Below are 18,854 nucleotides of genomic sequence, written 5' to 3'. Positions count from 1 at the left end.
TGCGAGGATTTGTATAATGGTACAAAAGTGAGCTTTCACAACACTGCTTATTTTGGCTGAACTTTGTACTTTCTACCTGATTCCAGAAGCCATTGATCGAGTGCGTTTACAGGAAAGAATTTGATCTGATTCACCTGAATGTATGGAATATCTGTCTGCTGAATCAGCATGGTAAGATCAGCCCTGGATATTCCGAGATACTCAACTACATCGCTTTCTGTCAGAAGCTTTTTCTTTTGAGCGATGTTTGCTGCAGGTTGTTCTTCTTGCATTCGGTAGGCGATGCTGTTTAACCCATTAGTTATACTGCTTGTATCCAAATCGGCACTAAAAGACACCCTGCCCAAACCGTTGTAGATGAACCAGGCGCCGATGATAATGGAAACACCTAGAAATAGATAATTTTTTTGTGTCGATTGATTATCCATAAATAAATCTCCCCTCGTAAAACAATGGAAATATTGTAACATAAATCCAGGTAGGAGCGGCTGATAATTTATGGCTATTAATATAGAAGGAGTGAAGAAACTTGATCGATTTACGAAGTGATACCGTTACAAAACCGACAGAAGCAATGATCCATGCCATGGCTACGGCTGAAGTGGGAGATGATGTGTACCGTGAAGACCCTACTGTAAATCGTTTAGAGAGTATTGCTTCCGAAATTTTGGGCAAAGAAGCAGCTCTTTTGGTAACCAGTGGAACACAAGGGAACCAGGTAGCCGTGCTTACCCATTGTCGTAATGGAGATGAAGTCATTCTCGAAGCAGATTCCCATATTTTTTATTATGAGAGTGGTGCTGTGGCAGCCCTTGCAGGTGTGCAGACGAGAACGATCGCAGGGGATAGAGGTGCCATGGCGCCAGATCAAGTGAAATACGCGATTCGTGGGCAAAATATTCATTATCCTCGCACATCATTGCTCTGTTTGGAGAATACGCATAACCGTGCAGGTGGGGCGATTATCATGCCTGAACAAATGAAAGATGTGTACGAGGTTACACAAGCGCATCAGATTCCCGTTCATTTAGATGGGGCAAGATTGTTTAATGCTGCTGTTGGCTTGCAACGGAATGTGCAAGAGTTTACTCGATATGTTGATACCGTTCAAATTTGCCTGTCCAAAGGGCTCAGTGCTCCGATGGGGTCCATTCTTGCGGGAACCAAAGATTTTATCGAGGAAGCTCGTTGGTGGCGTAAAAAACTGGGGGGAGGAATGAGACAAGCCGGATATATGGCTGCTCCGGGAATTTTGGCACTGACAGAAATGGTTGATCGGTTAGCCGAAGATCATCATCATGCACAATCCCTGGCAGATGGATTAAAAGCCTTGTCTCTCTCCGTTCAGAAAGTTGATACAAATATCGTTCTGGTTGATACTACCAATACAGGCCTCACAGCCGAGCAGCTCCTATCTGAATTAGCTGATCGCGGAGTGTATGCCGTTGATTTTGATCAATTCGTCGTTCGTTTTACCACCCATCGCCATATTGCAGAAAATGATGTTCAGGAAGTCTTGCGAGTAATGGGAGAAATTTTGAACAAATAAAAGAATAGTGCATCGCATTTAGGAAGAGTGTAGAGATTAAGTTCTTTACACTCTTTTATGTAATATTATTTGTTCATTTTTCAGACATTTACAACAAAAGCAAGCAATGATAACATCCAAATAAGGTAAAAAAAGTAAAACAGAGAAAAGAATGTAGGTGAGGGAATGGCTACGTGCCAAGAGGTGTTGATGTACACCACGTTGGGGGAGCTAATTCAGAAAAACCGGAAACAGGCTGATATAAAATTGTCTGAATTGTCAAGAATGTCTGGAGTTAGCAAAGGGGTTATCTCCAAGATCGAAAACAGCGAAACCAAGCGACCGGAGTTTAAAACGATTCTATCTTTAGCCAAAGCGTTACATATTCCTTTTGAACAAATTATTGAATATTACATAATAGTAGAGCAGCGTCCTGACGTCTTGAAAGAGATACTCATGGAGTCGATTCAGCTTTCCAATATGCCTTTGGCTTGCAAAGTTGCTCTGCATTTTCTTCAAACTCATTACGAAGATAGCGAAACGCTGATGGAGAAACTGCATCGTTTTGTCGGTGATCTTTCAGATAATAACAGTAAGCTTCCACTGTATGAAGTGATCATTAAGTATGCAAGAGAGCGTGGGATGCAGCGATTCTATGCGAAAGGGCTCCTGCAAAAGTTTTTAATTGAAATGCAAGATTTGAAACGTTTGGAAGAGTCGTTTCGACTGGGCGAGGAAGTGCTGCATTATGTAGATTTCTTGAATCAGGAAGAGAGAATTCATTTCTACTACCAGATGGCTTTTCAAGCACATGATTTAAAGAAATATGAGAAATGTATTGAGCTTGGAAAAATGGGACATGCCGAAGATTTGACGAGTAATGAAATGAAAGAGAGAGTTGCTTGGGCGATATGCAACTCGTATTATCGGATGGATGATATTGTAGGTTTGGAAGAACATCTAAAGATGTATGAAGTATTGGAATATCAGTTTGTTATTGAGCGACTGAAATACTATCGAGCCATCATTCTCTCAAGAAATGGTCTATTTGATGAAGCAATTCCATTGCTGAAAGAGTGTGTGCAGGAAGCGTCAAAAAACAACAGATTACATAGGGTCAATATTTTGCTTGAGATATTGATATTAATAAAAGATATAGATGCAGTCTTGAAAATTTTTAAACAAGAAGAGAAAAATTTTGCGTTTGATTTTACAACTCCTTACAATTTTACTGAATTGGGAAAATACTATAAACATAAAGGAGTCTTCCTTGTTTCCAACGATTGTTTTGATGAGGGAATTGAAGCCTATCTACAGAGTATGACTTATTTTTCCAAGATAAATGCTCGTGAAGAAATTATGTTATGTTCAGAAGAAATATACACACTTCATATAAAAAAGAGGAAAGAAATAAAATTAGATCTACTTGAAAGGTTGAAAAATGTGTATAATAATGTCAATACAAGGAAAGAAAGGGAGTGATAATATGAAGAAGAATTCGGCAATTCTTGCAACACTTTCGTTGGCACTGGTTTTCTCATTAGGCTTTGTACCAAACCTCGGAACAGAAGATAGCAAATCGTCAACAATTACGATTATTAAACGTACTGACGACCCAAGAGGTTGATCTATTATAAAATTGGACAAGCTGGCAATAAGCAATCATTAAGAACGCTCTCGTAGCGTTCTTTTTTCTCATATATGTCTAAAAAAAAGGTACAGCACCAAATGGGCTGTACCTCTTCCACGCATTACATCGGGTCAGACCACTCCGACCAATCTACCAACGCATGGTGTATTTCTTCATCCCGAGGTGGAAAGTACAATTCATATAAATCATTCAGCATCATGTCTGATGGCTCAGGATAGCGTTCCGGGTCAAGTCTGTCCAAGCTAGTCAACTATATCCCTTCCTTTCCATATCATCTTCACCATCTTTCCCAATGGAAGGGAAAAACATGAGCCGATTTTTATAAAAAAGCTATTGATTTTTCGTGGCAAACATAGTATATTTTTTCTTGTCCACAAGAAGCATCAAATGCCGGTGTAGCTCAATTGGTAGAGCACCTGACTTGTAATCAGGGGGTTGTGGGTTCAAGTCCTATCGCCGGCACCATAACAACATCCCCAAAAAGTGAAGCGATGCTTTGTAGCTTACACCGAGTACTTTTCGGGGGCCCCACAGTAAAAAAACAAATACATAACAAGCGTCTCGGGATGTCCGGGGCGCTTTTTTGTTAACTCAGTAAGCTCAAAAACTTTAATATGTTAAAGTTTTTGAGCTTTTCCTTTTGCGTGAGCCCAACAAGAAAAGACTTCGTTCATTGAGGTCTCCTTGGAAGTGATACCTAGCTTTTTCACGGAGAAAGGAAAAAGAGTCGGCACCCAACCCCTTTAGGGGCGCGTAGCGTTTGTCGACTCCCTTTCGGAGTGAAAGAGCGGACTTTACAATCTGCTTTGCGAACTTCCACAGAGCGTAAAGGAACGAAGTCTTTTCTTCTCTCTTGTTGAAAAATCTTCATTTTCCCCTGAAAGGAAATTTAAGCCCCTTGAAGAATTTGGTAATCGGGTAGGGATACCCTGACCATTGAAAGGGAGGCTGAATGATGAGTAAGAAGGTGCTTATCGTTACGGGAGATGCAGTAGAAGCGTTAGAGGTTTTTTATCCATATTACCGATGCTTGGAGGAAGGCTTTGAAACGGTAATTGCAGCACCAACGAAGAAAACCCTTCATACGGTATGTCATGATTTCGAGGCGCATAGCGAGACGTATACCGAAAAGCCAGCTTATCAGCTTGCAGCACATGTTTCATTTGAAGAGGTGGATCCACAAGAGTATGCAGGATTAATCATTCCAGGGGGGAGGGCTCCTGAGTATATTCGGTTAAACCCTCATCTGAAACCGATAGTTGCCCATTTCTTTGAAGCAGAAAAGCCTGTTGCCGCCATTTGCCACGGATCACAAGTGCTTGCCTTGGTCAGAGAGCATATCGAGGGCAAAGAAATGACCGCGTACCAAGCGTGCCGTCCCGATGTGGAAGCGTGCGGGGCCATTTATCAAACGAACACGCTTCATGTTCATGGTAAACTGGTTTCTGGTCATGCCTGGCCGGATTTGCCTGGGTTCATGCGAGAGTTTTTACACCTACTAAAATGACGAAGTCTTCAAAACCGCAGTCTGTAATGGACTTGCGGTTTTTTTATGTATACAGCCAACTATGGTATTCAGATTAGTACGTCAACAACAAAAAATGTCTTTTTTTTGACATGTGTATTATGTCACGATGATCCTGTTATAGTAACTGTTATAGTACGGTAAGTCGAAAAAACTAATACAGAAAAAGCTTTTTATACCAATGGTGTGAAGTAAATCACTTCATCCTGTTATTTTTTCTGATAACCTTGTGTATGAGTGAAGGACGCAATGGAATGAAACAAGAAAAAATGTTCCAGAGCAAGAATTATTACAAGCTAGAGGAGAGGTTCACATGTCCAAATTACCGAAGAAGAACGAACTTGGCTTCTTTGAGATCCGTCTAGAGTCCATCGGTGGATTAGGGGCTAACTTGGCAGGAAAAATGCTTGCTGAAGCAGGTGTACTTGGTCTTGGATTGAACGGCTCCAACTTTTCATCATATGGTTCCGAGAAAAAAGGCTCGCCAGTAAAAGCGTTTGTACGCTTCTGTGATGAAGATACGGAGATTCGCGCACACAGTCCAATCGAAATTCCGCATGTAGTTGGTGTTTTCCACGAAGCACTTTATAAAACGGTTGATGTTGTAAGCGGTCTTGAGCCAGATGGTATCGTGTTGGTTAATACAACTCGCGATTCTGACGCAGTTCGTAAAGACCTCAAACTTGACTATGGCACGTTAGCAACCATTGACGCAATGGGAATTGCTGTAGAAGAAAAAACAAAAGTAAACACTGCGATGCTCGGAGCATTGTTCCGTATCTGTCAATTCCTTGATGCAGATCAAATGCGTGCGATCATCCGTAAAACTTTCGAGAAAAAATATCCACACATGGTTGAACCAAACATTCGCACCTTCGACCGTGGTTACAATGAAGTACAATTCAACACCATCGAAGCCTCTGCTGATGCACAAGCAAAAGAATTCGTTCGTCCACAACCTGCATTCGGTTATATGACGCAACCAATCGGTGGGATGATCCTTAACCCTGGTAACAGCATTTTGAAAGACTTGAGCGGTTCTCGCCAAGGTTTCGTACCAGATTTCAATGCTGAAAAATGTATCCACTGCGCAGCCTGTGATACCGTCTGTCCGGATTACTGCTTCGTTTGGGAAGAGAAAGAAGACAAGCGTGGCCGCCTGCAAATGATGCTTCAAGGTATCGATTATCAATATTGCAAAGGTTGCCAAAAGTGCGTAGTTGCATGTCCGACACAAGCTCTTACGACATTGCGTGAAGAGATTGGCTATGCAGAAGAGAAACGTGTAAAACAAAACTTCGTATTGGCATCCAACTGAGACAGGAGGTAAGTTAACATGGCGATTAATTACGAAAAAGAAGCAGAAAAGAAAGTGAACACCGATCGTCCGGAACAAAAACTTACTTTTGAATCCGGTAACGAAATGGCAGCTATGGCTGCAGCACAAATTAACTATCATATCATGGGTTACTTCCCAATTACACCTTCTACCGAGGTTGCTCAATACCTCGATCAAATGAAAACTCGTGGCGAGCACGACGTAGTTCTTATTCCTGCTGACGGTGAGCACGGTTCTGCTGGTATCTGTTACGGTGCGGCTGCTGCTGGCGCTCGTGTAGTGAATGCTACAAGTGCAAACGGATTCTTGTACATGATCGAGCAGTTGCCAGTACAATCCGGTACTCGATTCCCGATGGTTTTGAACCTGGTAACTCGTGCAATCTCTGGTCCACTTGATATCCGTGGTGATCACTCTGACTTGTACTATGGTTTGAACCTTGGCTGGCCGATCTTGATGGCTCGTACGCCACAAGCCGTTTATGACATGAACATCATGGCGTTGAAATTGGCTGAGCATGCTGACGTTCGTCTGCCAGTTATGGTTGCTTATGACGGATTCTTCACATCTCACCAAAAACGCCGTGTAGAATACTTCGCAGATCGCAATGTGGTACAAGAGTTCGTAGGTCCAAAACCAACAAACTACCCACATCCGCTTGATCCGAAAAACCCAGTAACTATCGGGCCATACATGAATGACCCAGACTTGATCAACAACAACTTCCAACAATCCGAAGCAATGTACCGTGCAGGCGAAGTATTCCAACAAATCGCTGCAGCGTACAAAGAAATCTCCGGTCGTGAATATCCAGTATTGGATCTTTACAAAATGGAAGATGCTGAAGTGGCGCTCTTCTTACTCAACTCCGCAGCTGAAACTGCGAAAGACGTAGTAGACAAACTTCGTGCACAAGGAATCAAAGCTGGTGTTATCAGCCCGAACGTAATCCGTCCATTCCCTGTAAAAGAAATCCAAGCAGCACTCAAAAACGTAAAAGCTCTTCTCGTTGGTGAGCGCGCAGATTCTTACGGCGGAAACGGTGCGAACATGACGCATGAAGTGAAATCTGCACTTCAAAGCGACAGAGATAACAAAACAATCGTACTTTCCCGTATTTTCGGTGTAGGTGGTAAAGACTTCTTCGCTGATGATGCAGAAGAGTTCTTCCGTCTTACTACTGAAGCTGTAGAAAAAGGCTATGCGGAAAAAGAATTCGACTACTATGGTCATACACCTGGTAATGCTGACATCGAGATGAAACGTGTTCTTGAACCGCTTCACACTGACGCATTCAAAACAGGCTTGATCACTGTAACTCCAGATGAAGAAACTGGCAAGCTGAACGTGAAGATCCCACCACTTCGTCAATTGACGAAAAAACCGAAGCGTATTGCTTCCGGTCACGGGGCATGTCCTGGTTGCGGTATCTTCCCGGGATTGGAACTGTTCTTCAAAGGTATCGAGGGCGATGTAGTAACACTCTTCCACACTGGCTGTGCGATGGTTACGACTACAGGCTATCCATATAGCTCTCACAAACAATCCTACATCCACAACTTGTTCCAAAACGGTGCGCCTACGTTGTCCGGTGTAGTAGAAGCATTCTTTGAAATGAAACGTCGTGGCGAAATTGAAGTAGCTGACGACTTCACATTCGTAATGATCACGGGTGATGGTGGTATGGACATCGGTATGGGTCCTTCGATCGGTACCGCTCTTCGCAACCACAAAATGATCATCCTTGAGTACGATAATGAAGGTTACATGAACACAGGTAGCCAAATGTCTTACTCTACACCACTTGGACACATGACATCTACTTCTGGTGTAGGTAAAGCACAACAAGGTAAGAAGTTCCACCATAAAGACACTCCACAAATTATGGCGGCAACCAACATTCCTTACGTGTTCACAGGTACTGAAGCGTATCCGCAAGACCTCTTGAAAAAAGCGGCGAAAGCACAATGGTACGCGCAAAACGAAGGTATGGTTTACGGTAAAATCCTGATCACCTGCCCACTCAACTGGAAAACTCCAGACGAGCAAGGGGAAGTCATCGTAGGTGCAGCAGTAAACAGTAACTTCTTCCCGCTCTACGAGGTAGAGAACGGTGTTACTACCATCACGTACGATCCAGAAGAAAAAGGCAAAAAGGTTCCAGTTAGCGAATGGCTCAAAATGCTCGGTAAATCCAAGCACATGCTCAAGCCTGAAAATGCGGAAATGCTCGAAGCATTCCAAGGTGAAGTTGATCGTCGATGGAACAAACTCAAAGCAAAACACGAGAACCCATACTTGTAAAAAATGGATTGAGGGAAGATACTTTCTTCCCTCTTTCTCTGTTTTTGTTGAACATCGTCTATAAAAGTTTTTTGTTGTTAGGGGAATATTTTGCTTGTTTAGGGAATGATAGTTCCTATACAATGACTAAAGAAATTACTATTAAAATATTTTTTATGTAGGAGACAAACAACATGACAATGAACTGCATTACCGTATATACCGACAACTATGAATCATTTTCAGATATCTACGAAGAAGTGCTGGCGACGCAGTTTGGCGAGGATGAGGAAAAAGAAATTGATGGGATTACTGTGAGCAACTCAGGTGAAGTGCCGGAAGATTACATTGATAAAATGAAGAGCAAACCTGGAGTAGCCGTAATGAAAAACCGTCGCAAAGGGATTACCATCATTCAGCGAAAAGAATGTTTCGAAGTGTTGATTCCTGCACCTGTTGCTGTTTCATAAGCAAATAAATGGTCATGACCGTTTATTTGCGACGTACATAAATAGAAGATGTGCCATATGTAGAGGAGGAATCACATGGACCAGAGATGGAGCTTACAAGAGCTGTATTCTTCATTTGAATCTGCTGAATTCAAGAGGGATATGGAAGCGGTGGATAAAGCGATTCTTGATCTGAAAGAGTGGGGAGCAGCAAACCTGCAGAATCCAGAAAACGCTGTGGAAAAAATGGAGACGTTCCTACGAAAGCTAATCGACTTTTCACAATACTTTACTAGATTGATCAGCTTTAGCGAACTGACTCTCAGTGTGGAAGCTACGAATGAAAAGGCGCTCTCCATGGTTGAGCAATTGGAAAATAAGTATACGGAATTAACCGAGCCGACTGTTTTATTCCAAAAATGGCTTGGCTCTTTGGCAAACCTTGATGATCTGATTTCTCAGTCATCCTTCCTTAAAGAACATCGTTACTACATAACAGAGAATGCAAAGAAAACAAAATACCTGTTGAGTGAACAAGAAGAGATTCTCATCGCAAAAATGAAAAATACAGGTTCATCCGCATGGAGCAAGCTGCAAGAAATGCTGAGTGCTACTCTGTTGGTGGACATTACGCTTAATGGCGAAGAGAAGCAATTGCCGCTCTCAGTCGTACGTAACCTGGCTGATGATGCTGACCCTGAAGTTCGCAAAACAGCCTATGAAGCCGAGTTGAAAGCTTACAAGAAGATTGAACAATCTTCTGCTGCCGCTTTGAACGGGATCAAAGGCGAAGTTATCACACTTGCAAAAAGAAGAGGGTATTCTTCACCGTTAGAAAAAACGCTTTTCGATTCTCGGATGGACGAAGCGACACTGGAAGCCATGCTTACGGCAATGAAAGAGAGCCTGCCTGCTTTCCATAAGTTTTATCGCAAAAAAGCAGAGCTTCTGGGACATTCAAACGGTCTTCCTTTCTACGATTTGTTTGCACCAATGGGCGAAGTAACCATGCGATATACCTATGAAGAAGCCCGTCGTTTCATCGTGGAGCAGTTCCGCACATTTAGCGACAAGTTAGCTGATTATGCAGACTATGCGTTCGAACATAAATGGATTGATGCCGAACCACGGGAAGGCAAACGCGGTGGAGCTTTCTGTCACAACCTGCATGTGATCAAGGAAAGCCGAATCATGTCTAACTTCACAGGCAGCTTTGGTGATGTATCGACGTTGGCACATGAATTGGGTCACGGTTATCACGGAGCTTGCTTGAATGAAGAGTCATTCCTGAACTCAGATTATCCAATGCCGATCGCTGAGACGGCATCCATCTTCTGCGAGACAATCATCACTAATGCGGCGTTAAAGAATGCAAATAGTGAAGAAGCATTTGCGATACTGGAAAATGAATTGACTGGTTCTGGTCAGGTCATCGTAGATATTTACAGCCGTTTCCTGTTTGAAAGCGAAGTATTCCGTCGCAGGGAAGAGAGCTCTATTTCTGTTAACGAGTTGAAAGAAATCATGCTGCAAAGCCAAAAGGCTGCTTATGGTGACGGTTTGGACCACAATGTGCTGCATCCGTATATGTGGACTTGTAAACCGCACTACTACTATGCCGATTACAACTTCTACAACTTCCCGTACGCATTCGGATTACTGTTTGCCAAAGGGTTGTATGCTGAGTACCTGAAACAAGGTGACTCATTCGTGGAAGCGTACGATCGTCTTCTCTCCATCACAGGAAAGAACGACATTGCTGAAGTAGCCGCTACCATGGGTGTGGATGTGCGTTCTGTTGATTTCTGGCGTGGGTCGCTACAATTGATTGCGGCAGACATCGAGAAATTTATCGCATTAAAATAAGGTATAGAAGCAGAAGGACCGGGAGACCGGGAATTCTGCTTTTTTTATACCAGGTTGGAGGTTGAGTACATTGGATATGTTGTTAAAAATAATAGAGTTGGATTTTGCTTATTTGGATACGTTCTCCAAGCGTGTTGATACAGAGTGGGGTAGCTTGTTTTGCAACGAAAAGAACCCGTTGTATTACGATGCAAATCATGCCCATGTTCACCGATTGATTCAAGACCCTGTACAGGTGGTAGATGAGGTCATCACGTTTTATCAATCGAGAGGAATTTTCCCAAGATTCTATATTTACGATATTGATCAGCATCAAGCATTGCTTGCTGAATTAAGGGCACGCCAATTTGGAATCGAAGAGCTGGTTGCACCGGTACAACTGTGGCAGGGCAAAGTGATTTCGTTAGAAAGAAACCCAGCAGTCACGATTGAAAAGGTAACGGAGGCAAACTTCGACGAAGCAGTGGCCATTGAGTGCAGTATCAAGGAGCTGGGCGGAAAAATCCGTGAACAGGCGCTTCGTGAGGAATTCAACCACTCTGGCTACACTCACTTCCTTTTGCGTTACGAGGGTGTTGCCTGTTCTACCGCTTGTATCTTTCAACATGGCTCCCAAGCACGCATGGAGAGTGTAGCGACACTGGAAAGCTATCGAGGAAAGGGTCTGATCGGAGAACTGATTGCTCATGTACAAGAAGAGGCAATTAAGAAAGGGTATGAGAATTTATGGGTTTTTCCGATCAATGAAAGAGTGGAGAAAGTTTATCAGAAATACGGTTTTGAAACAGTTGATAGTGTTCGAGTTGCTCATGCTTTCTTGGGTGGAAAAAGTATTGCTGAAGTCAGAGAGGGATAGTTATAGTAAGTAGTAATTGACTGATAAAAACGGAGGCTTTCTATGGTTCAGGTCGATACAATTTTGAAGACCAAATTGTTTATCCCCCGGTTGCCACATATGATGATTTCCAGAGATCGTTTATTACAGAAAATGAATCAATTTTGTACAACTCGGTTACTCATCGTTTCGGCACCCTCTGGCTTTGGGAAAACAACTTTGTTAAGTGACTGGATTCAACAATTGGGGCATCCGGCAGCATGGGTATCCTTGGACAAGGAAGAGGACGATCTTGCAAGGTTTTGGGCTTATGTTATTTCCGCCTTCCAAAAAAACCACCAAAGCTTGGGTAACCAGGTTCTTGCCTTATTGCAATCAACCATTCAGCCATCTTCTCAGGATATTGTCACTCTACTTATAAACGAGCTACTTGCGATTGAAACAGATGTTGTTCTTGTTCTTGATGATTTTCATGTGATAAAAAATGAGTCCATTCATGAGTCGTTATCCTATCTTGTGGAACGGATACCCGAACATGTTCATATTTGCATCAGTAGTAGAGAAAAAGTGCCGCTTGCAATAGGAAACCTGCGAATGAAGGGATTCATTTGTGAAATTGAATCTGCTGAAATGAAATTTACCAAGGATGAGATTGCTGCCTACTGGGAAAAACAGCAAGGAGAAGCCTTGTCTGAGAACGATTTGACTGTTTTGGAAGATCGTACGGAGGGGTGGATAGCGGCTCTGCAACTTGCAGTGATGCTTTGTAAAAATGAATCCTCACTTTCGCCTGTTTTATCGAAATTTTCCGGAAAAAATCGATATGTAACGGAATACTTGCTAGAAGAGGTATTTAGTCATTTGCCGCGTAATGTTCAGGTGTTTCTCATGATGACTTCGCTGTTGGAGCGGTTTAACAGAGAGTTGTGCAGTCAGTTCTGTGAAGTAGTAACACTGGAAGAAACATTTCAAGTTAATCAACAGGCAAGCCTGCTGCTTGTCCCTCTGGATGAGGAAGGGTATTGGTATAGGTACCATCGACTATTCGCAGATTTTTTGCGTGCTCAATTACAAAGACAATTACCTGAACAGATTGCGGTCGTTCATCGGAAAGCAAGCGAGTGGTTTGTATCCCATCAGCTCATTGGGGAAGCCATTGATCATTCACTGGCTGCAGGCGATCAGGAGAGAGTGGGACATTTAATTGGGGTGTACGGCAAGGAATTCTTGAAAAGCGGGGAAACGACGAGACTGGCTGGTTGGCTGAGGCAGCTTCCAACATCCGTAACAGATGATCCGGTTCTATTAATTATTTCCTGCTGGGTGAATATGCTAATAGGGAATTCGGATGCTGCTCTACTTGCAATGAACCGGCTACAGGCTGTCATACAAGAAAAATCAAACCATTTATCAGATGAATTACGAGATCGTTTTAGTGAAGAAGCAGCCGTTATCAAGATGTTTAGTCCCGTGTTTCAAGGGAATTACCTGCTTGCTTATCAAATGTTGGCTGAGTTACACGATAGAGACGACTGGAAAGAAGTTCATCGTAATTATAAGGGCCGACTTGTACTTGATTTTGGTATTGAATTGAACCGAGGGTATGCTTCTGTTACCGTATTCGGCAAAGTCAAACAAGCAGAAAGCTATCACAGTCTCTTTGCTGCCTTTGTTGAAAAGAATCCCTTTATGAAGGAGTTCCACTTTATCGCAAACCACTACTCGGTTCTTGGTGGGATCCGATACGAACAGAATGAATTGGAGCAAGCGATGCATTTTGTCGACAGGGCAATCGATGTGTGTTTGCAAAAGGTAAATTGGGGGGCGTATATACCTGCTGTATTAACGAAAGCACGCATATTATGGACGAAGGGACAGTATGAAGAATCAATGGACGTCGTGAATGAGGCGATTTCCATGACGAAACGTTCAGACAATAATCAGCAACACTGGTTACATATCCTCGAAGCGTTCTCGGTAAGGTACTATCTGCTTCACAGCAACATGGAGGCAGTAAACGAATGGGTGAAAACCAATCATCTCTCCATAGAAAGACAAATTAGCAAATATCAAGAGTACGAAAATATAACATACATTCGTGTTTTAATCGCCCAGCTAAAGTATACGGAAGCGCTCCAATTTTCTCAGTCTCTGGAAAAAGCGGTTCAACGAGAAAATCGACTGGGAAGCCTGCTTGAAACCTACCTTTTGCAAGCTGTAATGCTATATCGTCTCGGAGAAGCGGAAAAGGCAATCAAGACACTGCATAAGGCACTTGTGATCGCAGATGAGGATGGATACTTCAGGACACTTCTGGACGATGGAGATATGCTTTCAGATGTTTTCGAGCATTATCTCGGAGTGAGAAAGAACCGTTACCTAGGTGACCTGAATACGGGTGTGCTCCTGCTTTTTGTTGAGAAAATATATAGCTGTATTCTTGAAGAAGATACCACCAGCAGAAACAAAATGACAGATCCAGCAAAAAAACTTGCTCTTCTTACAAATAGGGAAAGGGAAGTGGTAAGTTTGTTGGCTGTGGGGTATACAAACAAACAAATCGCCGAAGAATTATGTATTTCGAGTGGAACAGTTAAAATCCATCTGAACCGAGTTTTTGAAAAAATGGATGCTACAAACCGGATCCAAGCGATTCAAAAAGCCAAACTGCTCGGTATTATTCACTAACTGCGAGGAAAAAATAACAAAACTTGTCGAATTAAGGGATTTATGGTTATAATCTGAATATGGTTTTTTTGTTTTATTTTCCGTTTATATCCATTTTATTATTTAAAGGAGTGTAGGTTATGGAATGGTATCTGAAAGTTTTACAGAATTATGTCGGTTTTTCTGGACGTGCAAGAAGAAAAGAGTATTGGATGTTTGCTCTCTTTAGCTTCCTTGTTTCCATTGTTCTAACGATTTTGGAGAATCTCGTCGGTCTTACTTCCGTTCTGAGTGGTATTTATTCATTGGCTGTATTATTGCCATCGTTGGCTGTAGGCGTACGGAGATTGCATGATATTGGCAGAAGCGGTTGGTGGCTCCTCATTGGGCTAATCCCATTAATTGGTGCCATTGTTTTAATCGTATTCTTTTGCCAAGACAGTCAAGAGGATAATCAATACGGCGCAAACCCGAAATATTCTTCTTACTAAGCAAAAAAACCGTAAGCCTCTCCTGATAAACAGGGGAGGCATTTTTATGCACTCCCCCACTGAGTCACCCGATTATTCTGGTATATTCATATAAACGAATTCCCATAGATGACCATCGATGTCTTGAAAACTCCATGTGTACATAAAACCATGATCAATTGGGTCGTTGTAAGCCGTTCCACCAGCAGCAAGTGCCCTGTTAACTATCTCATCTACTTGCTCACGGCTTTCCGCTGAGAGTGCCATGATGACTTCCGTACTTTTGGATGAATCAGCAATTTCCTTTTTGATAAACGTCTGGAAAAACTCTTCCACCAACAACATGACAAAAGTGTGATCATTGATAATCATGCAAGTTGCTTTTTCGTCGGTAAATTGGGGGTTGAATTCGAATCCTAATTTTGTAAAGAACTCAATAGTCTTGTGCAAATCTTTGACAGGCAAGTTGACAAACGTTTTGTCAGCGGTAAGTGCCAATCGTATCACCCCTAGAATGGTAGTATGTGTGCAGTAAAACTGCCTCATTCTATTTCTTGTCCAAGGAATTGATTTCCTTCTTTTCCCAACAGTTTCGCAAGTAAGACAAGTTTCATTGATACAATAAAAAAAGAAGAAAGCAAACTGTTTGCTTTCTTCTTACTCATTAACTGCGTGAGATTGGTTGAAGGTATTCAAAAACGTTGCCATCAGGGTGACGGGCTATCATCATATTGCCAGATGGTACAGTGGCAGGACCTACTAGTACTTCTCCGCCAGATTGAGTAACAAAGTTTTTTGCTTCTTCAAGGGAGTCTACTACAATTGAAGCAGTGACACGAATGCTGTTTGTGTCTGCCCCAGCAATCATCACGATCTGATCGAAGCGGGCTATTTCCATTGTTTTTACTTGCATGATTCCTTTTGGTTCAGCTTTCAGCAGCTCTTTGTAAAAATCAAGATTCGAATTCACATCGGATACGTAGACCCGTGGAACAACGGCTAACACTTTCATGAAATCACCTTTTTACATGTAGTAGTGTTGTGGTGCATTCACTTAGGTGTAACTTTCATCACAACAGTTTCATGATAGTCTAATTTGCTTGGCAAAACCATAGCAAACCTGTGACAAGTAGGCGAAAATGCTGTAATTATGCTACATTTATAAGAAAGAAAAACTATCTATAAAGTGGGAGACGGATAAATGGGACGTTTTGAAACATTGATCGCCTATATGGATCGATTGATTGACTTGAAAAAACTGAATGTAGATGTCGATCGTGATATAAAAGATTGTAATGAAGCAATCAAACAGGAGATTGGGATCATGATGGGAAGAAAAGAGGGCCATTCTTCATCGACAGGCTCCCCTTTTGGCAATAAACAAGATGAAACTGGCTTTAATCCATTTATTAAACGGAAACAACAGGATGCCTTTGCAGGGAAGAAGTTTAATCCGTTTTTTGAAGAATAGGGCTAGTTCCTTATGAATCGGAAGCTACATTCAGTTTCCGTTTTTTTCTTTTGGGCAAGAAGTACACCCAACCGGTTACTGTTAAAATTACAACCAGGATTGAAATAACTTCTAATAAAGTTACATAGTTGATATCTTCCCATTCACCAACGTGCAGTCCGTAAAATAAGTCTAGAATCGGGTCTTGTTTTAGTGCTGTTATCTGTCCGTTTTTATCAACCGTAATACGCAAGATGGGGTCCCGTTTGACATAAACTTTAAAGTTTTCTCCTGACTTTGTAATGGAGCGAATTTCTTCCCATTTATATTCTCCTGTTTTGATAAGTGCATCACCAACATAAGAGATCGTGTAGTCTGAGGAGGTAGCTGGAAGAGCGATGGATGTGGTTTTCAAATCATTGGCTTTTTCTTGATACCAAGGTACGTTGAAAAGCAAAAATCCTGTAATCACCCACATCATTAAAAACAGGCTGACAATCAAGCCGATATAGCGGTGTAAATTTCTGTTTAGTTTATTCATTACTGCACCTCTTTGCTGTTCTATCATTATCTTGAAAACAGATTCTACTATAACGTGATAGGCTCACAAATGATATAGCCCGTGAGAGCCATATAAAAAATGCCACCGAAAGATAACCTTCGATGGCATTTGTTTATATGGCTTCCATTATTCAATGACAACATTAGCTGGTTGTTCGATCTTCTTTGTCGACCCGCTCATCAGTGGATACAGAATAAATCCGAGTAAGAACAGTCCGATTCCCAAACCAAATGTTTTGAGGTCTGCCGTTCCGCTCTTGATTACCCATGCAGAGTAGGCAACAGCAAGGAAAGCGATGATACCATCCTTTACACGGGAGCCTGGCTCTTGATTGTAGGTTTGTCCCGTAATGACCAGCTTCAATTGATAGATAGCTGATACGAGGTAAGGAATGAGATAGGCAAGTGTCGCTACCACTGTCACGAATGCGAATGCTTCGGCAATTGTACCAGAAATCGTAGAGAAGACAAATAGCTGAGAAAATACATTGGTTACAATAAGGGAAGCGGAAGGGCTTCCGTGCTTATTTGATTTCATAAACAAACGTGGAAAAATCCCGGATTGTGCCGCTTGATACGGAATCTCTGCACTTAAAAGAATCCAGCCTACAGAGGTTCCCAATAGAGATGCCACTGCAAGTAACGCCATCAACGTACCGCCAGAGCTTCCGATTACAGCAGTTAATGCATCAACGAGCGGTTTGTCAGAGGCTTTCAGTGCTTCTTGTGGCAAAACGCCCATAGTAAGCAACGTAATTCCAATATAGATGGCCAAAGCGATCCCAAGGCCTGTGACGGTTGCCCGTTTTACATCACGTTGTGAACGAGCACGCCCGGAGAAAATAACCGCCGATTCGATCCCGACGAACGCCCAGAGAGTAGCGAGCGCAGCCAAGTTGATTTGACTGCCCAGTCCATGGACAACTCCATCTTCATCGGTTACAGGCAGATAGAATTCGCTCAGGTTGGCTGCATTAAACGCGTAAAGCGATGCAACGATGAATAATCCAAAGCCGAGTACCTTTGTCGCAGTAGCGAAGAAGTTTAATTTACCTGCACCATTTAAACCACGGAGTAAAATCGCATTAATTCCCCAAAGCAGGGCACTGCATACAAGGAACGAAGTTAGTTTTCCCATTTCAACAGCAAAAGAGCCAATGGTGAAAAGCACACGCTCATCTTTCATAATAGGAAAGAACGTAGAGAGATACCCTGCGAAAGTCGTGATAATCGCTACGTTACCGGAAGCGTTGGCAATCCAACACCCCCAAGCCATACTGAAACCTGCCATATTGCCTGCTCGGCGTGATGTGAACAAGGCACGTGCATAGCTTTGTGGTCCGGCTGTCAGCTCAGGGCGACGTACAGACAAGTTACCAAATACAAGTGCAATCATGAGAACACCTAAGCCGGTTAGCAACCAGGCAAGCGTAACACCCAGTGGACTTGCAGTATTGGCAAGTGAGCTTGGCAGCATGAAAATACCTGAGCCCACCATATTTCCAACAACGAATGCAGTCAGGAGCCAGAAACCCCATTTTTTTGTAGCCATAATACTTCCTCCTGATAAAGTGATAAAGAGAAAAAGGAAATAAAAAAGTGCCGGGAATCGAGAATCGAGTCCACAGCACTTTTGCTATGCAAACCCGCATCCGTTCTCAACGTAAAAGATAGTACTCCACAAGGACGTATTCCTTGTGACAGTCCCACGTCTGTTCGACGTGGTCCCAGCAGGCTGTGTGAAATGGGCAACAGCAAGCTTCGGCGACTTTCCCTTTCAACAGATCTTCATCGGCTCCATCCAAGCCTCCGATCAGCTACTAATAATTGTCGCAACCTCTACCTCATCGTGAGAACACAGATGAGGATTTTTTTATATATAAACTTTTTATACCGTTGCTCAGTATAGCAAGTCCATGAAACAATCGTCAAATGGAATTTTTGTTACACAGAGTAATTCTTTGAATGGATTGGGATACTATGCTTACCAATCATTATGCAAAGAGAGGTATTTACTCCATGATTTCAGCGAAACAAAGGGAATTGTTAAACAAACAAATGAAGCTGGAAGAAAGCAAGATTGTCAACATTGTGTTAAAGGATGACACACAAGTTGCAGGCGAAATTGATCAAACGACCAGTCAGGGTATCCATTTGACTGATGGCAGGAAGTATAGCTATGAAGATATACAAGAAATTAATGGTTTATTATAAAACTTCTTTACCTTCT

Annotated in this window: 19 protein-coding genes, 1 tRNA gene and 1 riboswitch; of the genes, 14 read left to right on the top strand and 6 right to left on the bottom strand. The window is 42.4% G+C overall.

Translation table 11 applies throughout. The features are described 5' to 3' along the window. Positions 1–47: 47 nt before the first annotated feature. Positions 48–428, bottom strand: coding sequence for a helix-turn-helix domain-containing protein (locus ACPW7N_RS00655; RefSeq protein ID WP_425649055.1), 381 nt, complete (start codon positions 426–428; stop codon positions 48–50). 101 nt (positions 429–529) lie between these two features. On the opposite strand from ACPW7N_RS00655, the gene ltaE reads away from it, so the two are divergent. From ltaE to ACPW7N_RS00640, 3 genes are all read left to right on the top strand, one after another. Beyond that, complete coding sequence (ltaE, locus tag ACPW7N_RS00650) at positions 530–1,549, top strand: low-specificity L-threonine aldolase (RefSeq protein ID WP_425649054.1); 1,020 nt, start codon at positions 530–532, stop codon at positions 1,547–1,549. Positions 1,550–1,795: 246 nt separating this feature from the next. Beyond that, entirely contained in the window at positions 1,796–3,010 is a 1,215-nt protein-coding gene (locus tag ACPW7N_RS00645) for a helix-turn-helix domain-containing protein (RefSeq protein WP_425649053.1), read from the top strand. Between the two features lie 4 nt (positions 3,011–3,014). Continuing rightward, on the top strand, positions 3,015–3,155 hold the full coding sequence (locus ACPW7N_RS00640) for a hypothetical protein (protein WP_425649052.1): 141 nt from the start codon (positions 3,015–3,017) through the stop codon (positions 3,153–3,155). Positions 3,156–3,279: 124 nt separating this feature from the next. Here ACPW7N_RS00640 and ACPW7N_RS00635 read toward each other — a convergent pair whose 3' ends face one another. Beyond that, a complete protein-coding gene (locus tag ACPW7N_RS00635) occupies positions 3,280–3,429 on the bottom strand; it encodes a hypothetical protein (RefSeq protein WP_425649051.1) in 150 nt (49 codons plus the stop codon). A gap of 139 nt (positions 3,430–3,568) precedes the next feature. Here ACPW7N_RS00635 and ACPW7N_RS00630 point away from each other — a divergent pair. The 9 genes from ACPW7N_RS00630 (at position 3,569) to ACPW7N_RS00590 (ending at position 14,634) form a co-directional block, all read left to right on the top strand. After that, positions 3,569–3,644, top strand: a tRNA-Thr gene (locus tag ACPW7N_RS00630). A 490-nt stretch (positions 3,645–4,134) separates the two neighbouring features. After that, positions 4,135–4,686: a DJ-1/PfpI family protein gene (locus ACPW7N_RS00625; protein ID WP_425649050.1), complete on the top strand. Its 552-nt coding sequence runs from the start codon at positions 4,135–4,137 to the stop codon at positions 4,684–4,686. A 331-nt stretch (positions 4,687–5,017) separates the two neighbouring features. Continuing rightward, complete coding sequence (locus ACPW7N_RS00620; protein ID WP_425649049.1) at positions 5,018–6,022, top strand: 2-oxoacid:acceptor oxidoreductase family protein; 1,005 nt, start codon at positions 5,018–5,020, stop codon at positions 6,020–6,022. 18 nt (positions 6,023–6,040) lie between these two features. After that, the gene (locus tag ACPW7N_RS00615) at positions 6,041–8,347 is read left to right on the top strand and encodes a thiamine pyrophosphate-dependent enzyme (protein WP_425649048.1); all 2,307 of its coding nucleotides are present in this window, start codon (positions 6,041–6,043) and stop codon (positions 8,345–8,347) included. A gap of 179 nt (positions 8,348–8,526) precedes the next feature. After that, positions 8,527–8,796, top strand: coding sequence for an NAD/NADP transhydrogenase alpha subunit (locus tag ACPW7N_RS00610; RefSeq protein WP_425649266.1), 270 nt, complete (start codon positions 8,527–8,529; stop codon positions 8,794–8,796). A gap of 75 nt (positions 8,797–8,871) precedes the next feature. Further along, a complete protein-coding gene (locus ACPW7N_RS00605) occupies positions 8,872–10,641 on the top strand; it encodes a M3 family oligoendopeptidase (RefSeq protein WP_425649047.1) in 1,770 nt (589 codons plus the stop codon). A 70-nt stretch (positions 10,642–10,711) separates the two neighbouring features. After that, the gene (locus tag ACPW7N_RS00600; RefSeq protein ID WP_425649046.1) at positions 10,712–11,497 is read left to right on the top strand and encodes a GNAT family N-acetyltransferase; all 786 of its coding nucleotides are present in this window, start codon (positions 10,712–10,714) and stop codon (positions 11,495–11,497) included. A 42-nt stretch (positions 11,498–11,539) separates the two neighbouring features. Further along, entirely contained in the window at positions 11,540–14,164 is a 2,625-nt protein-coding gene (locus ACPW7N_RS00595) for a winged helix-turn-helix domain-containing protein (RefSeq protein WP_425649045.1), read from the top strand. A 119-nt stretch (positions 14,165–14,283) separates the two neighbouring features. Continuing rightward, positions 14,284–14,634: a DUF805 domain-containing protein gene (locus ACPW7N_RS00590; protein WP_425649044.1), complete on the top strand. Its 351-nt coding sequence runs from the start codon at positions 14,284–14,286 to the stop codon at positions 14,632–14,634. 72 nt (positions 14,635–14,706) lie between these two features. Here the strand turns inward: ACPW7N_RS00590 and ACPW7N_RS00585 are convergent, their stop codons facing one another. After that, on the bottom strand, positions 14,707–15,111 hold the full coding sequence (locus tag ACPW7N_RS00585; protein ID WP_425649043.1) for a VOC family protein: 405 nt from the start codon (positions 15,109–15,111) through the stop codon (positions 14,707–14,709). Positions 15,112–15,277: 166 nt separating this feature from the next. Beyond that, the gene (locus ACPW7N_RS00580; RefSeq protein ID WP_425649042.1) at positions 15,278–15,625 is read right to left on the bottom strand and encodes a VOC family protein; all 348 of its coding nucleotides are present in this window, start codon (positions 15,623–15,625) and stop codon (positions 15,278–15,280) included. 189 nt (positions 15,626–15,814) lie between these two features. Between ACPW7N_RS00580 and ACPW7N_RS00575 the strand changes: the two genes are divergently transcribed. Then, positions 15,815–16,084 (top strand): hypothetical protein, encoded by a 270-nt coding sequence (locus ACPW7N_RS00575; RefSeq protein ID WP_425649041.1) that lies wholly within the window; start codon positions 15,815–15,817, stop codon positions 16,082–16,084. Between the two features lie 10 nt (positions 16,085–16,094). Here ACPW7N_RS00575 and ACPW7N_RS00570 read toward each other — a convergent pair whose 3' ends face one another. Together ACPW7N_RS00570 and ACPW7N_RS00565 are read right to left on the bottom strand one after the other, a co-directional pair. Then, positions 16,095–16,604 (bottom strand): PepSY domain-containing protein, encoded by a 510-nt coding sequence (locus ACPW7N_RS00570; RefSeq protein WP_425649040.1) that lies wholly within the window; start codon positions 16,602–16,604, stop codon positions 16,095–16,097. Between the two features lie 147 nt (positions 16,605–16,751). Continuing rightward, positions 16,752–18,176 (bottom strand): amino acid permease, encoded by a 1,425-nt coding sequence (locus ACPW7N_RS00565; RefSeq protein WP_425649039.1) that lies wholly within the window; start codon positions 18,174–18,176, stop codon positions 16,752–16,754. Positions 18,177–18,287: 111 nt separating this feature from the next. Then, positions 18,288–18,474: riboswitch (Lysine riboswitch) on the bottom strand. A gap of 169 nt (positions 18,475–18,643) precedes the next feature. Between ACPW7N_RS00565 and ACPW7N_RS00560 the strand changes: the two genes are divergently transcribed. Further along, positions 18,644–18,838: a hypothetical protein gene (locus ACPW7N_RS00560; protein WP_425649038.1), complete on the top strand. Its 195-nt coding sequence runs from the start codon at positions 18,644–18,646 to the stop codon at positions 18,836–18,838. Positions 18,839–18,854: the final 16 nt, after the last annotated feature.

The sequence above is a fragment of the Brevibacillus nigriterrae genome, from assembly GCF_049846925.1.
In the GTDB taxonomy this organism is placed as follows: domain Bacteria; phylum Bacillota; class Bacilli; order Brevibacillales; family Brevibacillaceae; genus Brevibacillus_H.
Note: the sequence above shows the minus strand (reverse complement) of the source record. Positions and strands in the feature narration are given on the sequence as shown.

What these genes read in the sequence shown, in the direction of transcription:
- ACPW7N_RS00565 (WP_425649039.1), bottom strand. Translation starts at nt 18,176, where the DNA reads ATGGCTACAAAAAAATGGGGTTTCTGGCTCCTGACTGCATTCGTTGTT.
- ACPW7N_RS00595 (WP_425649045.1), top strand. Translation starts at nt 11,540, where the DNA reads ATGGTTCAGGTCGATACAATTTTGAAGACCAAATTGTTTATCCCCCGG.
- ACPW7N_RS00615 (WP_425649048.1), top strand. Translation starts at nt 6,041, where the DNA reads ATGGCGATTAATTACGAAAAAGAAGCAGAAAAGAAAGTGAACACCGAT.
- ACPW7N_RS00625 (WP_425649050.1), top strand. Translation starts at nt 4,135, where the DNA reads ATGAGTAAGAAGGTGCTTATCGTTACGGGAGATGCAGTAGAAGCGTTA.
- ACPW7N_RS00605 (WP_425649047.1), top strand. Translation starts at nt 8,872, where the DNA reads ATGGACCAGAGATGGAGCTTACAAGAGCTGTATTCTTCATTTGAATCT.
- ACPW7N_RS00655 (WP_425649055.1), bottom strand. Translation starts at nt 428, where the DNA reads ATGGATAATCAATCGACACAAAAAAATTATCTATTTCTAGGTGTTTCC.
- ACPW7N_RS00590 (WP_425649044.1), top strand. Translation starts at nt 14,284, where the DNA reads ATGGAATGGTATCTGAAAGTTTTACAGAATTATGTCGGTTTTTCTGGA.
- ACPW7N_RS00570 (WP_425649040.1), bottom strand. Translation starts at nt 16,604, where the DNA reads ATGAATAAACTAAACAGAAATTTACACCGCTATATCGGCTTGATTGTC.
- ACPW7N_RS00610 (WP_425649266.1), top strand. Translation starts at nt 8,527, where the DNA reads ATGAACTGCATTACCGTATATACCGACAACTATGAATCATTTTCAGAT.
- ACPW7N_RS00560 (WP_425649038.1), top strand. Translation starts at nt 18,644, where the DNA reads ATGATTTCAGCGAAACAAAGGGAATTGTTAAACAAACAAATGAAGCTG.
- ACPW7N_RS00580 (WP_425649042.1), bottom strand. Translation starts at nt 15,625, where the DNA reads ATGAAAGTGTTAGCCGTTGTTCCACGGGTCTACGTATCCGATGTGAAT.
- ACPW7N_RS00620 (WP_425649049.1), top strand. Translation starts at nt 5,018, where the DNA reads ATGTCCAAATTACCGAAGAAGAACGAACTTGGCTTCTTTGAGATCCGT.
- ACPW7N_RS00640 (WP_425649052.1), top strand. Translation starts at nt 3,015, where the DNA reads ATGAAGAAGAATTCGGCAATTCTTGCAACACTTTCGTTGGCACTGGTT.
- ACPW7N_RS00575 (WP_425649041.1), top strand. Translation starts at nt 15,815, where the DNA reads ATGGGACGTTTTGAAACATTGATCGCCTATATGGATCGATTGATTGAC.